This is a genomic window from Actinobaculum massiliense (genome assembly GCF_001457435.1).
GTDB lineage: Bacteria > Actinomycetota > Actinomycetes > Actinomycetales > Actinomycetaceae > Actinobaculum > Actinobaculum massiliense.
Genome location: NZ_LN881717.1, coordinates 16053 through 32598, shown reverse-complemented (window position 1 = coordinate 32598; position 16546 = coordinate 16053). Strand labels below are relative to the sequence as shown.

At 60.2% G+C, this 16546-nt stretch carries 19 protein-coding genes; 6 read left to right on the top strand and 13 right to left on the bottom strand.

Annotated features, from left to right (window positions below):
• Positions 1–6: 6 nt before the first annotated feature.
• The 5 genes from BN2664_RS02120 to glgA all read right to left on the bottom strand — a co-directional run bounded on the left by BN2664_RS02120 (position 7) and on the right by glgA (position 5043).
• On the bottom strand, positions 7–864 hold the full coding sequence (locus tag BN2664_RS02120) for a TrmH family RNA methyltransferase (protein WP_007001871.1): 858 nt from the start codon (positions 862–864) through the stop codon (positions 7–9).
• Positions 865–1037: 173 nt separating this feature from the next.
• On the bottom strand, positions 1038–2192 hold the full coding sequence (locus BN2664_RS02115; RefSeq protein ID WP_007001872.1) for an SPFH domain-containing protein: 1155 nt from the start codon (positions 2190–2192) through the stop codon (positions 1038–1040).
• Positions 2193–2217: 25 nt separating this feature from the next.
• Complete coding sequence (locus BN2664_RS02110; protein ID WP_007001873.1) at positions 2218–2688, bottom strand: NfeD family protein; 471 nt, start codon at positions 2686–2688, stop codon at positions 2218–2220.
• A 200-nt stretch (positions 2689–2888) separates the two neighbouring features.
• Positions 2889–3677, bottom strand: a complete 789-nt coding sequence (locus BN2664_RS02105; protein WP_007001874.1) for an ABC transporter ATP-binding protein — start codon at positions 3675–3677, stop codon at positions 2889–2891.
• A gap of 136 nt (positions 3678–3813) precedes the next feature.
• Positions 3814–5043 (bottom strand): glycogen synthase, encoded by a 1230-nt coding sequence (gene glgA, locus BN2664_RS02100; protein ID WP_007001875.1) that lies wholly within the window; start codon positions 5041–5043, stop codon positions 3814–3816.
• Between the two features lie 172 nt (positions 5044–5215).
• Between glgA and glgC the strand changes: the two genes are divergently transcribed.
• Complete coding sequence (gene glgC / locus BN2664_RS02095) at positions 5216–6469, top strand: glucose-1-phosphate adenylyltransferase (RefSeq protein ID WP_007001876.1); 1254 nt, start codon at positions 5216–5218, stop codon at positions 6467–6469.
• A 179-nt stretch (positions 6470–6648) separates the two neighbouring features.
• A complete protein-coding gene (locus BN2664_RS02090) occupies positions 6649–7203 on the top strand; it encodes a TM2 domain-containing protein (protein ID WP_007001877.1) in 555 nt (184 codons plus the stop codon).
• Here BN2664_RS02090 and BN2664_RS02085 read toward each other — a convergent pair whose 3' ends face one another.
• Together BN2664_RS02085 and BN2664_RS02080 are read right to left on the bottom strand one after the other, a co-directional pair.
• The gene (locus BN2664_RS02085; RefSeq protein ID WP_007001878.1) at positions 7204–7701 is read right to left on the bottom strand and encodes a SixA phosphatase family protein; all 498 of its coding nucleotides are present in this window, start codon (positions 7699–7701) and stop codon (positions 7204–7206) included. It abuts the gene before it with no gap.
• Between the two features lie 9 nt (positions 7702–7710).
• Positions 7711–9324 carry an ABC-F family ATP-binding cassette domain-containing protein gene (locus BN2664_RS02080; RefSeq protein WP_007001879.1) on the bottom strand — a complete coding sequence of 538 codons (1614 nt, stop codon included), beginning with the start codon at positions 9322–9324 and terminating at the stop codon, positions 7711–7713.
• A 130-nt stretch (positions 9325–9454) separates the two neighbouring features.
• Between BN2664_RS02080 and BN2664_RS02075 the strand changes: the two genes are divergently transcribed.
• The 4 genes from BN2664_RS02075 (at position 9455) to BN2664_RS09510 (ending at position 12425) form a co-directional block, all read left to right on the top strand.
• Positions 9455–9958 carry a hypothetical protein gene (locus tag BN2664_RS02075; protein WP_007001880.1) on the top strand — a complete coding sequence of 168 codons (504 nt, stop codon included), beginning with the start codon at positions 9455–9457 and terminating at the stop codon, positions 9956–9958.
• Between the two features lie 318 nt (positions 9959–10276).
• A complete protein-coding gene (locus BN2664_RS02070) occupies positions 10277–11146 on the top strand; it encodes a hypothetical protein (protein WP_007001881.1) in 870 nt (289 codons plus the stop codon).
• Positions 11147–11350: 204 nt separating this feature from the next.
• Complete coding sequence (locus BN2664_RS09140) at positions 11351–11923, top strand: hypothetical protein (RefSeq protein WP_007001882.1); 573 nt, start codon at positions 11351–11353, stop codon at positions 11921–11923.
• Positions 11924–12119: 196 nt separating this feature from the next.
• Positions 12120–12425, top strand: coding sequence for an HNH endonuclease signature motif containing protein (locus tag BN2664_RS09510; protein WP_374047445.1), 306 nt, complete (start codon positions 12120–12122; stop codon positions 12423–12425).
• Here BN2664_RS09510 and BN2664_RS02060 read toward each other — a convergent pair.
• The 6 genes from BN2664_RS02060 to BN2664_RS02035 all read right to left on the bottom strand — a co-directional run bounded on the left by BN2664_RS02060 (position 12422) and on the right by BN2664_RS02035 (position 16541).
• A complete protein-coding gene (locus BN2664_RS02060; protein ID WP_007001883.1) occupies positions 12422–13102 on the bottom strand; it encodes a hypothetical protein in 681 nt (226 codons plus the stop codon). The two genes, BN2664_RS09510 and BN2664_RS02060, sit on opposite strands and share 4 nt — an antisense overlap.
• Before the next feature lie 139 nt (positions 13103–13241).
• A complete protein-coding gene (locus tag BN2664_RS02055) occupies positions 13242–13589 on the bottom strand; it encodes a metal-sulfur cluster assembly factor (protein WP_007001884.1) in 348 nt (115 codons plus the stop codon).
• 3 nt (positions 13590–13592) lie between these two features.
• Entirely contained in the window at positions 13593–14057 is a 465-nt protein-coding gene (sufU, locus tag BN2664_RS02050) for a Fe-S cluster assembly sulfur transfer protein SufU (protein ID WP_007001885.1), read from the bottom strand.
• Between the two features lie 60 nt (positions 14058–14117).
• The gene (locus BN2664_RS02045; RefSeq protein WP_007001886.1) at positions 14118–15380 is read right to left on the bottom strand and encodes a SufS family cysteine desulfurase; all 1263 of its coding nucleotides are present in this window, start codon (positions 15378–15380) and stop codon (positions 14118–14120) included.
• Between the two features lie 63 nt (positions 15381–15443).
• Positions 15444–16196, bottom strand: coding sequence for a Fe-S cluster assembly ATPase SufC (sufC, locus tag BN2664_RS02040; RefSeq protein WP_007001887.1), 753 nt, complete (start codon positions 16194–16196; stop codon positions 15444–15446).
• A complete protein-coding gene (locus BN2664_RS02035) occupies positions 16197–16541 on the bottom strand; it encodes a non-heme iron oxygenase ferredoxin subunit (protein ID WP_007001888.1) in 345 nt (114 codons plus the stop codon).
• Positions 16542–16546: the final 5 nt, after the last annotated feature.

Sequence of the window (16546 nt, the reverse complement as noted above, 5' to 3'; positions counted from 1 at the left end):
GCCTGCCTAGTTGCGAATACGAAGTTCCCAGCAGGCGACGGCGCTCGCCGCGGCCACATTCAGCGAGTCCACGTGCCCGGCCATGGGAATGACCACCGAGTAATCCGCATTCGCGATGGTTCGCCTTTTCAGGCCGTCTCCCTCCGTGCCCAAAATAAAGGCAACCCGCGAATCCTCCGCCGCTATCTGCGGCAGCGCCGCAAACTCATCCAAAGCAATCGATTCTTCGCGAAGCGCCAGGGCCGCGGTAATGTAGCCGGCCTCACGCAGACGAGTAATGGAATGCGGCCAATCGTGAATCCGAGTCCACGGCACCTGGAATACGGTTCCCATGGAAACTCGCACGGCCCGGCGATAGAGCGGATCAGCGGAATCATCGGTGACCAGCACCGCGTCTACTCCGAGCGCGGCGCAGGAGCGGAAAATTGCACCCACGTTGGTGTGGTCAACGAGCGCCTCGAGAATGACTACGCGGCGGGCCGGCTTCCCGCCGCGAGCGGTGCGCAAAAGCTCCTCCACATCCATGAGCTCGGGCCTATTCATCGCCGCCAACGCGCCGCGATGTACCTTGAATCCCGTAATGTCTTCCAGCACAGCCTCGGGTGCCACATAAACGGGTACCTCAGCGCCATCCTTTGCCCCCGTAGCCTTTTCAACCCACGGCTCCAATCCGGGAAGCCATTTCTCGGAAGTGAGGAAAGAGCGCGGCGAGTGGCCCGCTTCCACGGCGCGGGAAATAACCTTGGTGGACTCGGCCATATAAAGGCCGCGATCCGTCTCCAGCTTCTTCCGCAAATTCACGTCCGTTAAACGCAAATAATCATCGAGCCGGGGATCCGAGGTTTCGTTGAGCTGAATTATCACGCATTAACCATGCCACCCCGCGCGCCACTCGATGAGCAACGCACGGGGTGAAATTCGCGGCATGATCACAGCTGATCACGCCAGGTTTAGTTTTGATCGCGTCCCGGGTAGTAGGGCGACTGGCCGCCGTACTGCTGGCCGCCAGGCTGAGTGCCAGGCTGTTGGCCGCCGGGCTACTGGGCGCCACCTTCAGTTTCGGGGCGGCGGCCATCGTTCGGACGCGGGACCGGCGCCGAGCCGCTGTCGCTCGGCTGCTGGGCCGCGTGGCGACGCCCGCCCAATTCGCCCGCCTGAGCTGCCTCGCCCGAGGCCTGCGCCGCATCACCACGCGCGGAAGCGAGCGCCGCATCCACATCCTCAAGCGAGGTGTTTGCCAGGCTTTCGGCCACTTCCGAAGCCGAATCGAAATCGGCACCCGTGGGCGAATCGTCCTCGAACGGACCGTTGGGCTTGTTTCCGCTGCCAAAGCCCTTGGCCACCGAATCGAGCGCAGCCGTCAGTTCGGTCGGGATCACCCACAGCTTCGACGAGCTCGAGTTGGCGATCTCCGGCAGGGTCTTGATGTACTGGTAGCTCAGCAGTTTCGGATCGGCATTTCCCTTATGGATCGCGTCGAACACCTGCAAAATAGCTCGCGATTCACCCTGCGCCTTGAGGATGGTGGACTGCGCCTGACCTTCAGCGGTCAGAATCGCGGCCTGCTTCTCACCTTCAGCGGTGAGAATCTGCGACTGCTTGACGCCCTCTGCGGTCAAAATCGCCGCACGGCGATCGCGCTCGGCCTTCATCTGCTGCTCCATGGCGCCCTGCACGGTGCGCGGCGGATCAATTGCCTTCAGCTCCACGCGCGATACGCGAATTCCCCAGCGACCGGTCGCCTCGTCCAGCACGCTACGCAATTGGTCATTGATCCGATCGCGACCGGTCAGCGCCTGCTCCATGTCCATGGTGCCGATAATGTTACGAAGCGTGGTAACCGCGAGCTGCTCAATAGCCGTCATCGGGTCGGCAATTTCGTAGGTCGCCGCGTAGGCATTGGTCACCTGGTAGTAAATAACGGTGTCAATTGACACGTTAATGTTGTCGGAAGTAATCACAGGCTGGGGCGGAAAGGGCACGACCTGCTCACGCATATCGATCCGTTGGCGGACCCCGTCGAAGAACGGGATGAGGAAGCGAAGCCCCGGCTCAAGAATGCGATTGAAGCTTCCGAGCCGCTCCACCACAACCTGATACCCCTGCTGCACAATCAGCACCGAGCGCCAGACAACAATGACCACGAGCAGAACTATCAGCCCGAGGACTATGAGCGGAATATTGACGTCCATAACGTGTTCCCTTTACCTATCTGCTTTAGTGGGTTTGTTGCGAGGATGGCGGGTAGTTTCGGGGTTGCGAATCTGCCAGCGGTTGGACGACGGCGGTGGCACCATCAATCGCGACGACGACGACGTTGCTCCCGGCCGGAATCGCCCCGCCATCGGTGCGGCCCGTCCATTCATCTCCACCGATTTTGACTCGACCACCCTCGGGCGAGATCTCCGTCAATGCTTTCGCGGTACGTCCAATATTGGCCGCTACGTTTCCAACTGCCCGACCCTTCGGATTCATATGGCGCTGCGCCCAAGGGCGTACCAGCACCAAGAGAAGAATGACGAAGACGCCGAAGCCGCCAATTTGTATCGCAAGTTCAGCCGGGAGGAAGGCCGCGATAGCCGCGGTTGCCAAAGCCGCCAATCCCAGCATGAGGAACGTGAAGTCCAGCATGAACAGCTCAAGAATGGCGAGCACAAGTGCCGCTATTACCCAGATCTGCCAACCCATGTTTTTCCTTTCCGCTCACCGACTCGAAATAATCTCTAGTACGGATCGTCTCGAGGGTTCGCTATTCACATTATCTCCTAGTTCCGACACGCTTTGGTAGCTCTTTACTGCGTTTACCTCACCGCCATCACCAAGTTACATTCTGTTTACTTTAAGGTCGGGTCCTTGCCCGGTTCGTCGTCTTTGGCCTCTTTGTTTTTCTACTTGGAAGCGCGAAAAGCCACGTATCGGCCCGCCACCTTTTGTACCGAAAGCGGATAATCAAACAGCCCACTCAACTTTTCTGACGTCATCGTCTCTTCGATCGGACCGGCCGCGTACACCTGGCCGTTTTTCATGAGTAGCGCGTGCGTGAAGCCCTCGGGAATATCTTCCATATGATGGGTCACCACTACCAGCACCGGCGACGACGGCTTTTTCGCCAGCCACGCCAGGGTTGCCACCAGCTGCTCGCGGCCGGCCAAATCCAGGCCCGCTGTAGGCTCATCCAAAATAAGAAGTTCCGGATTAGGCATGAGTGCGCGCGCTAGTCCCAGGCGCTTGCGCTCCCCCGAAGAAATGTGGACCACCGGACGGTCGGCAATCTGAGAAATCCCCAACTGCCGTAGCAACAGGCGCGCCCGCCCGTCATCTTGCTCGTCGTACTTTTCGCGGAAGCCCGCGGTATTGCCAAAGGCCGCGGTACGCACCGCCTCAAAAACGGTTTCCCCTTCAGGGATTCGCTCATCGACCGCCGCGGAGGTCACTCCGACCACTGAGCGTAACTCGCGCACGTCGATCTTTCCCAGGCGTTCGCCAACGATCTCTACTTTGCCGGCAGTTGGAAACATCCGCGCCGCAGCAATTTGAATCAAGGTGGTTTTCCCCGCCCCGTTCGGCCCGAAAACGACCCACCGTTCATTACTATTGACATCCCAATCGACGCCCCGCAAAATTTCAGTTTTTCCGCGCCGAACGCGCGCACCCGAAATAGAGATCACATCACCCATGAGCTAAGGATACCCGCTCACTTGCGCCGGTTCGTGCGCCCACGCGGGAAGCGCAATAGCTGAAACCCACTTTCTTGCCCGGACGGCGGCGGGGCCGGTAGCCCACGCCACCGGCCCCGCCGCGAGTATCTAATTCTTAGACCAATTCCTCGTAGAAAGCCATCGTCTTCTTGGCAATCGACTCCCAGGAGAACTGCTCTTCTACCCGGCGCCGGCCGGCATCTCCCATCTCCTTAGCGCGCTTGGGATCAAGCGCAACCTCATTGAGAGCCGCGGCCAGATCCGCCTCGAACCTCTCCGGATGAATCGGCGTTCCGGTGCCGTCATCCTTCTGTTCAATCGGCACCAGCAAGCCGGTTTCACCGTGCACAATGCAATCGGGAATTCCGCCGGTCTCGGTGCCGACTACCGGCAAACCGCATCCCATCGCCTCCAGGTTCACGATGCCGAGCGGCTCATAAATGGACGGAGTGACGAACGTCGTCGAACACGACTCAAGCTGCACAATGCGCTCATGCGGAAGCATTTCCTCAATCCACACCACGCCCTCGCGCTCAGCCTGCAACTCCTGCACCAACTGGCGAGTTTCTTCCGCAATCTCCTGAGTGTCCGGAGCTCCCGCGCAAAGAATTACCTGCACGCTCTTATCCACCTGGCGTAGCGCTCGCAGCAGGCCCGGAACGCCCTTTTGCCGAGTAATGCGCCCCACGAAAATAATCGTGGGCTGATCGGGATCCAGCCCGTAGGTGCGGAAGTACTTGCGTGCCTCCTCCCAGTCGGCCTCGCTCTGCGGCGCCTTCCACGCTTCAAGATCGATGCCGTTGTGAATCACCCGCACCTTTTCCGGGTCAATCGCCGGATAGCAACGCAGAATATCTTCGCGCATCGCCCGGGAGACCGCGATAACCCCGGCCGCCGCCTCGTATGCAGTTTTTTCCATCCACGAACTCAGTTCGTAGCCACCGCCAAGCTGCTCGCGCTTCCAGGGGCGCAAAGGCTCGAGCGAATGAGCCGAGATCACGTGCGGAATTCCGTAGAGCACCGAGGCGATATGGCCCGCCATATTCGCGTACCAGGTATGCGAATGCACCAAGTCCGCGCCCTCTACATCCTTGGCCATGGGCAAGTCGACGCCAAGAGTGCGTAGGGCACTATTTGCGCCGTCGAGCTCGGGAAGGTAGTCGTAACCAGTGAGCGTGACGCCGGCGGGCACCTTCTCCATCTCGGCACCGCTTCGCGGACCATCAAACGAACGGACGTGAACGTCCGCAAGCGGAGCAAGTACCTTTGAAAGCTCCTCCACGTGTACGCCCGCGCCACCGTAAACGTGGGGCGGATACTCTCGGGTCAGTAGGTCAACGCGCATGGCTCCCATCCTTTTATTTGATTTTGCTGTGACACAGATCTAATTCCTAAGCCTACCCGTTTCCACCTTAGTTCCCCTAACTTCACGGGCGATCCACCAGAATGTAATTTATCCTGGTTTCCTAATAAAAATCCGTAGTGGCGTAACTCACTAAATACGCTAGAGTGTAACTATGTCGAAAACCCCACGCGTTTTAGCCATCGTCCTTGCGGGGGGCGAGGGTAAGCGTCTCATGCCGCTCACGAAAGACCGCGCAAAGCCCGCGGTGCCGTTCGGTGGGATCTATCGTCTCATCGATTTCGCCCTTTCCAATATTGTGAATTCGGGCTATCTCCACATCGTGGTACTCACCCAATACAAGTCAGATTCACTCGACCGCCACATCTCGCGGACGTGGCGTATGTCGAACCTCCTCGGCAACTACGTCTCACCCGTTCCCGCTCAGCAGCGGCGCGGTGCCAGCTGGTTTGAGGGATCCGCGGACGCGATCTACCAGTCAATGAACGTGATCGACGACGAACGTCCGGACTACGTGCTGGTTACCGGCGCGGACAATATTTACCGCATGGACTTCTCCGAGATGGTCCAGCAGCACATCGACACCGGCGTGGGCCTGACCGTTTCGGGCATCCGCCAGCCGCTTTCGCTTGCGCCTTCCTTCGGCGTTATTGACGCACGCGACGACGATCCCACTCGCGTGAACCAGTTCCTGGAAAAGCCGCAGGACACCACCGGTTTGGGGCTTCAGGATGCTCCGGATCAGTTCTTGGCTTCGATGGGTAACTACGTATTCACCACCAAGGATCTGGTTGAGGCGCTACGCGCCGACGCGGAAGATCCGAACTCCGCTCACGATATGGGCGGTTCGATCGTCCCGAAGTTCGTGGAGAGCGGAGACTGCGGCGTGTACGACTTCACCTACAACCGTATTCCGGGCGAGGGCGAAGAACGGGACAAGGACTACTGGCGCGACGTCGGTACGATTGACGCCTACTACGCAGCGAACCTCGACCTCATTAGCGTGGTGCCGGAATTCAATCTGTACAACGAAGATTGGCCGATCTACACCGGTTACACGGGCCTTCCCCCGGCCAAGTTCGTCTACGGACACCACGAACGCCTGGGCCATGCCCTCGACTCGCTGGTTTCGCCCGCTACCATTATTTCCGGTGGTGAGGTTGTTGGTTCGGTGATCTCGCCGCGGGTGCGCGTAAATTCGTGGTCTTCGGTGCGCGAGTCTATTCTTTTCGACAATGTGAACGTGGGCCGTAATGCCACCGTCATTAAGGCGATTGTGGATAAGAACGTGCAGATCGAGGAGGGCGCCCAGCTTGGCGTCAACCACGAATACGATCGCGAGCGCGGATTCTACGTCTCCGAGGGCGGAGTCACCGTGGTTCCGAAGAACGCAATTGTTCGACGCTAGGTTTCCGGCTGAGCCGCGTGAGGCATGAGCCGCGGGAGGCGGGAAGGAATTTTTCCTTCCCGCCTCCTTTGTTGCACCATGATTTAGAATCGGATTTACAGGATTTCTCGCCGCGGCGCGCGGGGCGAGCTTTGATTTTTACTGCAAACAGTCTTGGGCATTGAGGCTGAGGGGGAACGATGGCGTCGAGTGGAAACGCCTGGGGCGAAGAAACCAATCTCGCTTGGCGTAAGAGCTCGGCGTGGGGGCCTTTCGACGTCCCGCCCAGCCATAGCGCGTTCGAGCAGCGCTCCGCGGAGGAAGAGGAGCCTGCCGCGCCACGCGAAGATCCGGCTTTCGAGGTTCGGCCGGAAACCGCGTATTACTATCCGGGTTACTCTCAGAACCGCCGCGAAAATTTTTATCCCTATCGTTTTGGCTCGGCTGAGCGTAGGGCTTATGCCGAGCCGAGCGACGCTTATGACGAGCCGAGCGCTACTTATGCTGAGCCAGGCGCCGGGCCGGACCCCACGCAGCCCAAAAGCCGTTCGGTAGCCGGGACGCTCGCGGTTGTTTTAGGCGCCTTTGGCGCACATCGCTTCTACCTCGGTTACACAAATCAGGGCCTGATCATGCTCCTGGTCTCGATGTTTGCGTTCCCGCTGGGTCTGATTTGGGGCTTGATCGAAGCCGTGGGGATATTCAACCGCACGGGGATAACCGAGGACGCGAACGGCATTCCCCTCGTTGATTAACTAGTGCGCGCTGGCGCGCTCAATGCGCTCGAAGTGCACTTTGCCCGCGGCAATTGGCTCCTCGCTCACTTTCCCGATAGCGTACGACGCCGTCGAAAAGCTTACGAAAACCTCCCCTGGAAATGACTCGGAGCTTGCCAGGCGAGCGGCGGTCGCCGAAATCGTCGGCTCATGGCCCAGCAGCATCACGCGATCCGCCTCCGGCTGCGTAGCGTTCAGCTCTTCCAGCTTCGCCACCAGCTCCCCCACCGAAATATCGTACAAATCAGGGTCGACGCGAACCTCATTCGCCCGCAAACCGGCGGCGAGCAGCTCCTCGAGGGTTTCGCGGGTTCGCCGCGCATTCGACACCAGCACGGCGTCAAGAGTTCCCAGGTCAGCCGCGAGTTTCTGGCCCTGCTCGCGCGCCTGCACCCGGCCGCGCAGAGTAAGCGGCCGGGCGTGATCCGGGTAGCCATTACCGGCCTGAGCATGCCGCATAAGAATGACTGTACGCATATCCAGACTCTACGCGAGGGAGACTAGCTCGAGGTAATCATCGGACCAGAGATCCTCATCGCCGTCGGGTAGCAACAACACCCGCTCGGGTTCCAGGGCCTGCACGGCGCCGTCGTCGTGCGTCACCAAAACGACCGCGCCCTCATATTTGCGTAGCGCGCCAAGAATTTGCTCGCGGGAGGCGGGGTCCAAATTGTTCGTGGGTTCGTCGAGCAGGAGCACATTAGCCTTCGACACCACCAGCATCGCGAGCGCCAGGCGGGTTTGCTCCCCGCCGGAAAGCACCGAGGCCGGCTTTTCGGCGTCGTCCCCGGAAAACAGGAAAGAACCAAGCACCGTTCGCAGGCCGGTTTCGTCAAATTCGGGTGCAACGAAACGCAGGTTGTCCACCACGGTTTTGCTGGGATCAATGAACTCGTGCTCCTGCGCGTAGTAGCCGAGTTTCAGGCCGTGACCTGCGATAACGGTTCCGGTGTCAGGCTCTTCCACCCCGAACAGCAAACGCAAAAGCGTGGTTTTTCCGGCGCCGTTCAAGCCCAGCACCACCACCCGAGAGCCGCGGTCAATGGCCAGGTCAACGCCGGAAAAAACCTCAAGCGAGCCGTAGCTTTTGGAAAGACTCTCGGCGCGCAACGGCGTCTTGCCGCACGGCGCCGGATCCGGGAAGCGTAGCGCCGCGACTTTATCGTCATGACGCTCTTCTTCCAGGCCCTCAAGGAGAGCCTGCGCACGCCGCTCCATATTCTGCGCCGCCTGCGCCTTGGTGGCCTTCGCGTGCATCTTCTGCGCCTGCGCCATCAGAGCGCTCGCCTTCTTTTCGGCATTCGCGCGCTCGCGGCGCCGGCGCCGCTCGTCGGTTTCGCGCTGCTTGAGGTAGGCCTTCCACCCCATGTTGTAAACATCAAGCGTGGCGCGGTTAGCGTCCAGGTGCCACACCGCCGTCACCACCTCGTCAAGCAGATCTACCGAGTGAGAAATAACGATGAAACCGCCCGAGTAGGTCTTCAAATAATCGCGTAGCCAAAGTAGCGAATCATGATCCAGGTGGTTCGTCGGTTCGTCCAGGAGCAGCGTTTCCGCGTTCGAGAAGAGCACTCGCGCCAGCTCCACCCGGCGGCGCTGACCGCCCGAAAGCGTGCCGAGTTCCTGCGATAGCGCGCGTTCGTCCAACCCGAGCGAGGCCGCAATCTGGGAGGCCTCGGCGTTCGCGGCCCAGCCGCCCGCATTGGTGAACTCTTGGTCGAGGCGCACGTAGCGCTCCATTGCTTTTTGCTGTTTGGCGCCGCTGAGCTCGGCCATCTGCTTTTCTGCCTTGCGGATGCGGCGAATGGTTTCGTCGATTCCGCGCACTTCGAGAATGCGGTCTTTCGCGATCTGCTGCGGATCACCAACCCGCGACTCCTGCGGCAAGTATCCTATGGTGCCGCGCCGGGTGATCGATCCCTCGTAATCCACGGCATCCGACGTGGTGCCCTCGCCAGCGAGCAGGCGCATGGTGGTGGTTTTCCCGGCACCGTTGCGCCCCACCATTCCCGCTCGCATTCCCTTCGTGACCTGGAACGATGCCTCGTTGAGGAGGACGCGGGTACCAATGCGGAGGGTAAGATTCTGGGCACTAATCACGGTGGACTAGTGTACTTTGAGGAAGGCACGAAATTCGAGGAATTCGCTCACGTTCCGGCGGGGCGATTGCTGAGTTTCGCGAGCTTTCCCGGCCTATTTTGCCGGGGCGGATTTTGTGGAGGACTGTTTTTTGCGCGACCATCGCCATGACGAACGTTTCGAGGAGCCTCGCGATTCCGACGACGACGCCGCAGCTGGCGCCGGTGCGCAACGCAATGACGCAGGCGTGGAATCCATCGCGGGGGCCGTTTTTGGATTCTCGCCCTCTGCTCGCGAAGCCGCCGATGCCTCCCACCTCGGCGACGACGCACCTCAGCTCCGGCCGGACGCCGTCGCACCCGGCGGCTCCGAAGGGCAGCGCGGCCCCTCTTTCTTGCTCCCGACCTTCATCGCGCTGATCGGTTTAGGGATGGCGTATCTCGGCGACGTCGGGGTGGTACGCCTCGCCCTGGGTTGGCTAAGCGCCACCGTGGCCTTCGTTTTCGCCTCCATCATTCTCGCTATGCGCATGCGCCACACCAATGGTCCGCTCTCGCATGCCGACACCCGTGCCGCAACCCTCACTCTGGTGGCGATTTTTCATTGCATTGTTGCCTGTGCGGTGCCGCTTGCATACGCCCTGGCAGAGCTTTAGGACGCGGGGCTTCGCCGCGCCGTCGGGTGAGCGCGCTATCATGCACGCAAAAAACATGTCGGAGGCGTCTGGAAGAATAGAAACACCAAACACGCCTTAAAAGTATCGCTAAGCTTTTTAAATAGCATTCTGGATTTAATTCACCCAAACGCTAGCTTTAAATGTTATTTTGGTTTATGTTATATTCATAAAGCTTTCCGGGGCGGAAACGTGAAGGATTGCAGTTTGCCAGGGGGGGGTGACGCCGATGTCAGCACTCGATCAGGATCGCCGTGACGAGGCGCGCCTGGCGATGTCCCACAAAACCCGTGACCAACGGTGCACTCCCGCACCAATAAGCAACGCGGCACGGAAACCGCCTCCGTCAAGCCGTTGGAAGTAGTGGCGCCAGATCCTTCGCAATCGCGCTTCGCCCAAGCTCTGGATCAGCTCCTAGAAACGGAGCTCGCTCCGGAGGATTTATTTGCGCGTCTAAACCTCGTCACTGCACGCATACGCGGCATCCAACTCCGCCAATTTAATAACGGCGAGCTCCAGCAACTGATTTCGAATGTGACCTCGTGCCGAAACTCTCTGCAAGGGATCGAAACCTTCTGGGTCGGAGAGGCTAATGAGCGGGCAAGGGCTCGTCGGCTGGCGAAAGCGAAACCCGACGGCGGCCCCAAAGATAACCCGCCACCGCTTTATGATGACCCGGTTGTGTTTCCGAACCCCCACGATCTTTTGGAAAAGATGGGCGAATCCAGCCTTAGAGCCCGCACCACCGTCGAACGCGCTCGCACGACGACGCAATTCTCGCTTTTCGGCACGGCTCTCCGGGATGGCTCCCTGCGCACCGGGTTTATGGACGTCCTTACCACGCAGGTGGGAAAGTCTGCTCCGCTCCGCAACTATCTTCAGGCTCATCTCGAACAAGAGGCTGAACTCTTAGCGATAGCCCGTACCTGCCCTACCCCGCTGGCCTTTGGAAAGCGAATCCGCACCTGGGCCATCAGGGTTGCTCCGGCGGCAATGGAGAAGGAGACAGCGAAAGTCACTCACACTTCGCGGCTCGCGTTCTTTGCAAAACCGGACGGAACCGGATGGAAGTTGAACGGCAACTTCGACGATATTGACGGTCACCATCTCAACGCCTGGTTCAACAGCGTTATGGGGCGCAAAGCGCTCTCCGATCACCGCGGTGTTTGAGAGTGTCGTGCCGCCGCCTTCACCAACGCCATCGTCAGCGGTGGCGCGGGCGCTAAGCCGGGTGGCGCAGTAGCGGGCGCCGTACCAGGTAGCGAGGAAAGTGCTGAGAGCGAGGCGCCAGCTACGCCAGGTAGCGTTGCGGGCGAGCCACCATCTGCGCTCCCAAACAATCGGCTCGCCTCGCAAATTGTGGTCCGGGTCGAAATGGAAACTCTCGAACGCTACGCTGAGGCGGCCGATCAGCACACCTTCGAGTACGTGGAGAAGGAAATCCACAAACTCGAGCGGGAATACGCAAAAGGTTCTCCTCCGCCTAGCAATCTTGGCGATTGCGGCGGCAATGCGGGCTCCGGGGCGTTTTCCGAAATGGTTTGCGGGCACTCGCATCCCTTGGCTGGAAACCCCGATTGCCCTATTGCGCTCAGGCACGAGCAAAGTCGCTCAACCAAGATCGGACCGAACGAATACGCATCCAAGATATCGATGCGCGCCACACAAATGAAAAAGCCTGGCATAGCGGCGGTGAACCACCCGGCGCAGAACCGCCCGGCGCAGAGCCACCCTGCGCAGAACCGCCCGGCGCGGATCTGCTCGACATGGAATCACCCTGCGCGCTTTCGGGAAATGGCCTGGGGTGGCGAGGCGAGTGCACGCAATCCGGCCTCACCGGCGAACGTCGCCGCGCGACAGAACTCGTCGCGGCCATCCGGGAATCAGCTCAGAGCGCCGACTCCGCCATCAGCCCTACCGGCTTGGGCGAGCAATGCACGCTCATAATCGACGATCCCCCAGCCTAAGCGCTCGCCGGATGCGAGCCCGCGCTAATCGGTGACGGCACCCCGCTATTACCAACGCAACTTGGGCATCTGCTGTGTCAGTCGTCAATTATTCGAACCGTCTTTTCCGGCCCTAGTACGGTGCCCGACGTCGGACGTGCAACGCGCCTGTATTCCGATAAGGAAAAAGTGCGGTCATCTCTCGCGACGGCGGATGTGTCTTTCCGGGATGTACCGACACCTACCAAACCTGCGATGTCCATCATGCGCAGGAATGGAGCGAGGGCGGGTCAACCGATATAAACAACGGTATCGCTTTGCTGGCGTCACCACCGCTACGTCCACACCAAGCACATTCGAATTCACGTTCACCGCAACGGTCTTCTCTTCGAAAACGACGCGGAAGGGGTGAATGGAGCGCATATTTGGCGCGAGCGCGGGACCGAGCGGGCGTAGCGCAACGAGCGTCGCCGAGCGCGAGCACCGCCGGGCTTAGCGCTTAGAGGAACTCCACTCGCTCGGCGATCGCCTGGGCAAACATCTGGGCGTGGTCCGGCGAGGTCGCTAGTCCAAGACCGGGAGCTATACCGTCGACGGCGATCAAGCGAGGCCGCGCCTCGCCCTCAACTTCAGCGAGGTCGATTCGCAGATACAGCGGTAAACCGGACGTTGCGGCCCATTCGCTACTACGCGAGATGAGCCCAATCGCGCGCAAGACCAGCGCGCCTGTGTTCAGGAGCGGTACCTCTGGCGCGGGCGTTGCCGCTGACGCTAGCGTCGGCGTCGCCTCGCTGAGCGAATAGGCGTACTCGCCGTTGAAGTAGACGAGGGAGTGCGTCCGGGATACTGATTCCGTGGTTTCGTCGAAGACGTCGATCCCCACCGCCGCGAGGTCATCCAGATACTCCGACCGCCGATTCCAGAGGAGGAAATGCGGGTGATTGAGAATACTGGTTTGCTCCTGCGCAGAAGCGAGCCACGAGACGAAGCCCTCCGAGGTAATCGTGTTTTGCTGGAGGCCAAGCGGCAAGGCGGCGGTGAAGTTAGCGAGGCCTTCGCCTGCGGTGGGCTCGCCAGCCACGCCGCGCGAAGCAAGCGCCGAAGTGAGCGAGCCTAAGCCGCGCTCACCGCTAGAGTCGGAGATCAGCGCCACGCGCTTTTGGATATTGATGTCGCTCATGAACCTCAGCTTCGCTCTCAGCTTTTTCAGAAATCTAGCCGTCAGAAATCTCGATAATTAAGTTACCGCCAGCATCGCCTCGCGTACCCGCGTGGCGCGCTGCCCCGAGCGCCACCGCTCGAGGCGATACCCGCGCGAGCTAGAGATTGAAACCAATCGCCCGTAGCTGGTCGCGGCCGTCGTCGGTAATGCGGTCGGGACCCCACGGCGGGAGCCACTGCCAGTTGATGTCGACCGAGTCGATAACGCCGTCGGTCACGCTTTCAATCTGGCTGGTGATCATTTCATCAAGCGGGCAGGCCGGCGAGGTCAGCGTCATATCGAGATAGAGATTGCGCCCCTCGGTGGTGATGCCATAAACGAGGCCGAGGTCGACGATATTAATGCCCAGCTCCGGATCGATTACGTCCTTCAAGAGCTCAAGGATGACCGCGGGATCAACATCCTCAACTTCTTCCAGCTCTGCCTGCGTGGGATCCTCACTCATGCCTTATCCTTTCGCTCGTTGCGCGATTGCTTCATCGGTTGCCTCGCGCAAAGCCATCCACCCAAGCAAAGCGCATTTGATCCGCATTGGGAACTTTGCCACGCCCACAAAGGCGGCCGCATCTTCCAATTCGTCCGCCTGCTCCTCGGGCAACTCCTTACCGCGCCCGTCCATCATCTCGCGGAAAATCTCGTACAGCTTGCTCAAGCGGTCGACGCTCTGCCCAGCCAGAAGATCATTCATGATCGATATGGAGGCCTGCGAGATTGAGCATCCATCGCCCTGCCAGGCAAGGTGTTCAAGCCGCTCGCCGTCTTCGGAAAGCGCTACCTGCATATTGACCTTGTCGCCGCAGAGGGTGTTGACCTGGTATGACTCCCCCTCGGGCGCGGCGAGGGATCCTTCCCCGTGCCGCTCGCGCGCGGCATCCAAAATAATCTGCTGGTAAAGCTCGTCTAGCTCGCCCATTTTTCTCCTCTCGAAGCGTTGCTCACGCTAAGCTACGCCGAAAAATCCGCGCTGGCGCCGCTAAGCTACGCCGAAAAATCCCCGCACCTCGGCAAGCGCGGCGCCGAAGGCCTGCACATCCGCTTCGGTATTGTAAATCCCCAGACTGGCGCGGGTCGTCGCGTTCACTCCGAAACGCGCGTGCACCGGCTGAGCGCAGTGGTGGCCCGTACGTACCGCAATCCCGCGGGCATCCAGGAACTGCCCGACGTCGTGCGGGTGAACGCCGTCGACCACGAACGAAACAATTCCGCTGCGGTCCTGCCAGGTGCGCGGGCCAATGATCCGCACGCCGGGGAGTGAGGCCGCCTCTAACAGAGCCTCGCCCAGCTCCGCTTCGTGATGCGCCACCTTGTCCATTCCGACGCCGCTGAGGTAGTCAACCGCCGCGCCCAGACCAATAATTTGCTGCACCGGCTGGGTGCCCGCCTCGAAGCGCTCGGGCGGCTCGGCATAGGTGGTTTTTTCCATCGTGACCTCGGCGATCATCGAGCCGCCGGTGCGGAACGGCGGAAGCGCGCGCAACAGCTCAGCTCGCCCATATAGCACGCCTACGCCGGTCGGCGCGTACATCTTGTGGCCAGAAAACACCGCGAAATCCACATCCAGAGCGTGTAAATCCAGCAGAATATGCGGCGCCGACTGGCAAGCATCGAGCACCGCGAGCGCCCCAACCGAGTGAGCGCGCGAAACGATGGCTTCCACCGGGCTGACCGCGCCGGTGACGTTCGAAATATGCGTGAACGCCACAACTTTGGTTGAAGCATCGATGCGGTCAAGCGTGCCCAAGTCAATTCGACCCTCGTCTGTAAGCCCTAGCCACCGTAGCTGAGCACCCGTGCGCGCGCACATCTCTTGCCAGGGCACGAGGTTCGCGTGATGCTCCGCTTCGGTCACAACCACCGAGTCGCCCGGGCCGAGCACGAAGCGACGCACCGGCACCCTCCCCATGCTGGCATTCCCCATCGCGTAGGCAAGCAAATTCAGCGAATCCGTGGAGCCACTGGTCCAGACGATCTCGTTTTGGTCCGCGCCGACGAAACGGGCAACTTTTGCGCGCGCCTCTTCAAAGGCGACGGTCGACTCTTCGGCCAGCTGGTGGCTCCCCCGCTTGACCGCGCCGTTGTGCCGGGTAACCTGCTCATCGACCGCGCGCATAACAGCGCTCGGCATCTGAGAAGTAGCGCCCGAGTCGAGATAAATTAGGCGGTTATCACCCCGAATCGGCACCCCCAAAATCGGAAAATCACTTACCGGGACCAAAGCGTTCTCGTGCTCGAGCAATCGTTCTCTTCCTCCTTTGCGCCGTACCGCGTTGGGCCGCATTGCGCCGCGTTGCGACGCGCTCTACTCACCGATGTACTGATCGTATCCCTCGGCCTCGAGCTCCTCGGCCAGCTCCGGACCGCCGGTGCGCACGATCTGCCCGTGGGCAAAAACGTGCACGAAGTCCGGCTTCACGTACTGGAGGATGCGGTTGTAGTGGGTGATAAGCAGAATCGAGTTCTTGGTACGCTCGTGCACGTCCATAATGCCCTCGGACACCACGCGCAAAGCGTCCACGTCCAGGCCCGAGTCGGTCTCATCCAAGACCGCGACCTTCGGCTCCAAAAGCTCCATTTGGAGCACCTCAGTGCGCTTCTTCTCGCCGCCGGAGAATCCCACGTTCAGGTCGCGCTTGACGAAATCACCATCCACGCGGAGCTTAGCGGTCACTTCCTTGAGCTTCTTCGCCCACGCGCGTAGCTTGGGGGCTTCGCCGTCGACGGCGGTTTTTGCCGTCCGCAGGAAATTCGTTACCGAAACGCCCGGTACTTCAACCGGATACTGCATGGCAAGGAACAAACCTTCCCGGGCCCGCTCATCGGCGGTGGCGTCGGTAATATCAACCCCATCGAGCAGAACCTGCCCGCTGGTAATGGTGTATTTAGGATGGCCCGCGATTGCGTAGGCCGTCGTGGATTTTCCAGAACCGTTCGGGCCCATAATGGCGTGGATTTCGTTATCGCCAATATGCAAGTTCACGCCGTGCAAGATTGGCTTATCACCTTCGGGTGTCTGCACCGAGGCGTGCAAATCAATAATGTCGAGCGTTGCCACTTACTTTTCCTCCAGAATCTTATCGACGTCCACGTAAACGCCGTCGTTTTCAATCTCTAGCTCATAAACCGGAACTGGCTTCACCGCCGGAAGGGTCCGCGGAATGCCCGTAGCCAAATCAAAGGCCGAACCGTGTTTCCAGCACTCCACCGCGCCGTCGAACACATCCCCCTCGGAAAGCGAATAATTTCCGTGCGAGCAGGTATCGCCGAGAGCATGCCAGCTCCCGTCCGAATCGCGCGCCACGCACACGGCCAACCGCTCGCCAGCTTGATTTTCTAGCTCAACCCGCACGGCGCCCTCCGCTTCGACGTCGTCGATACCGCATGCGCGCGTCATACTCATTGCCA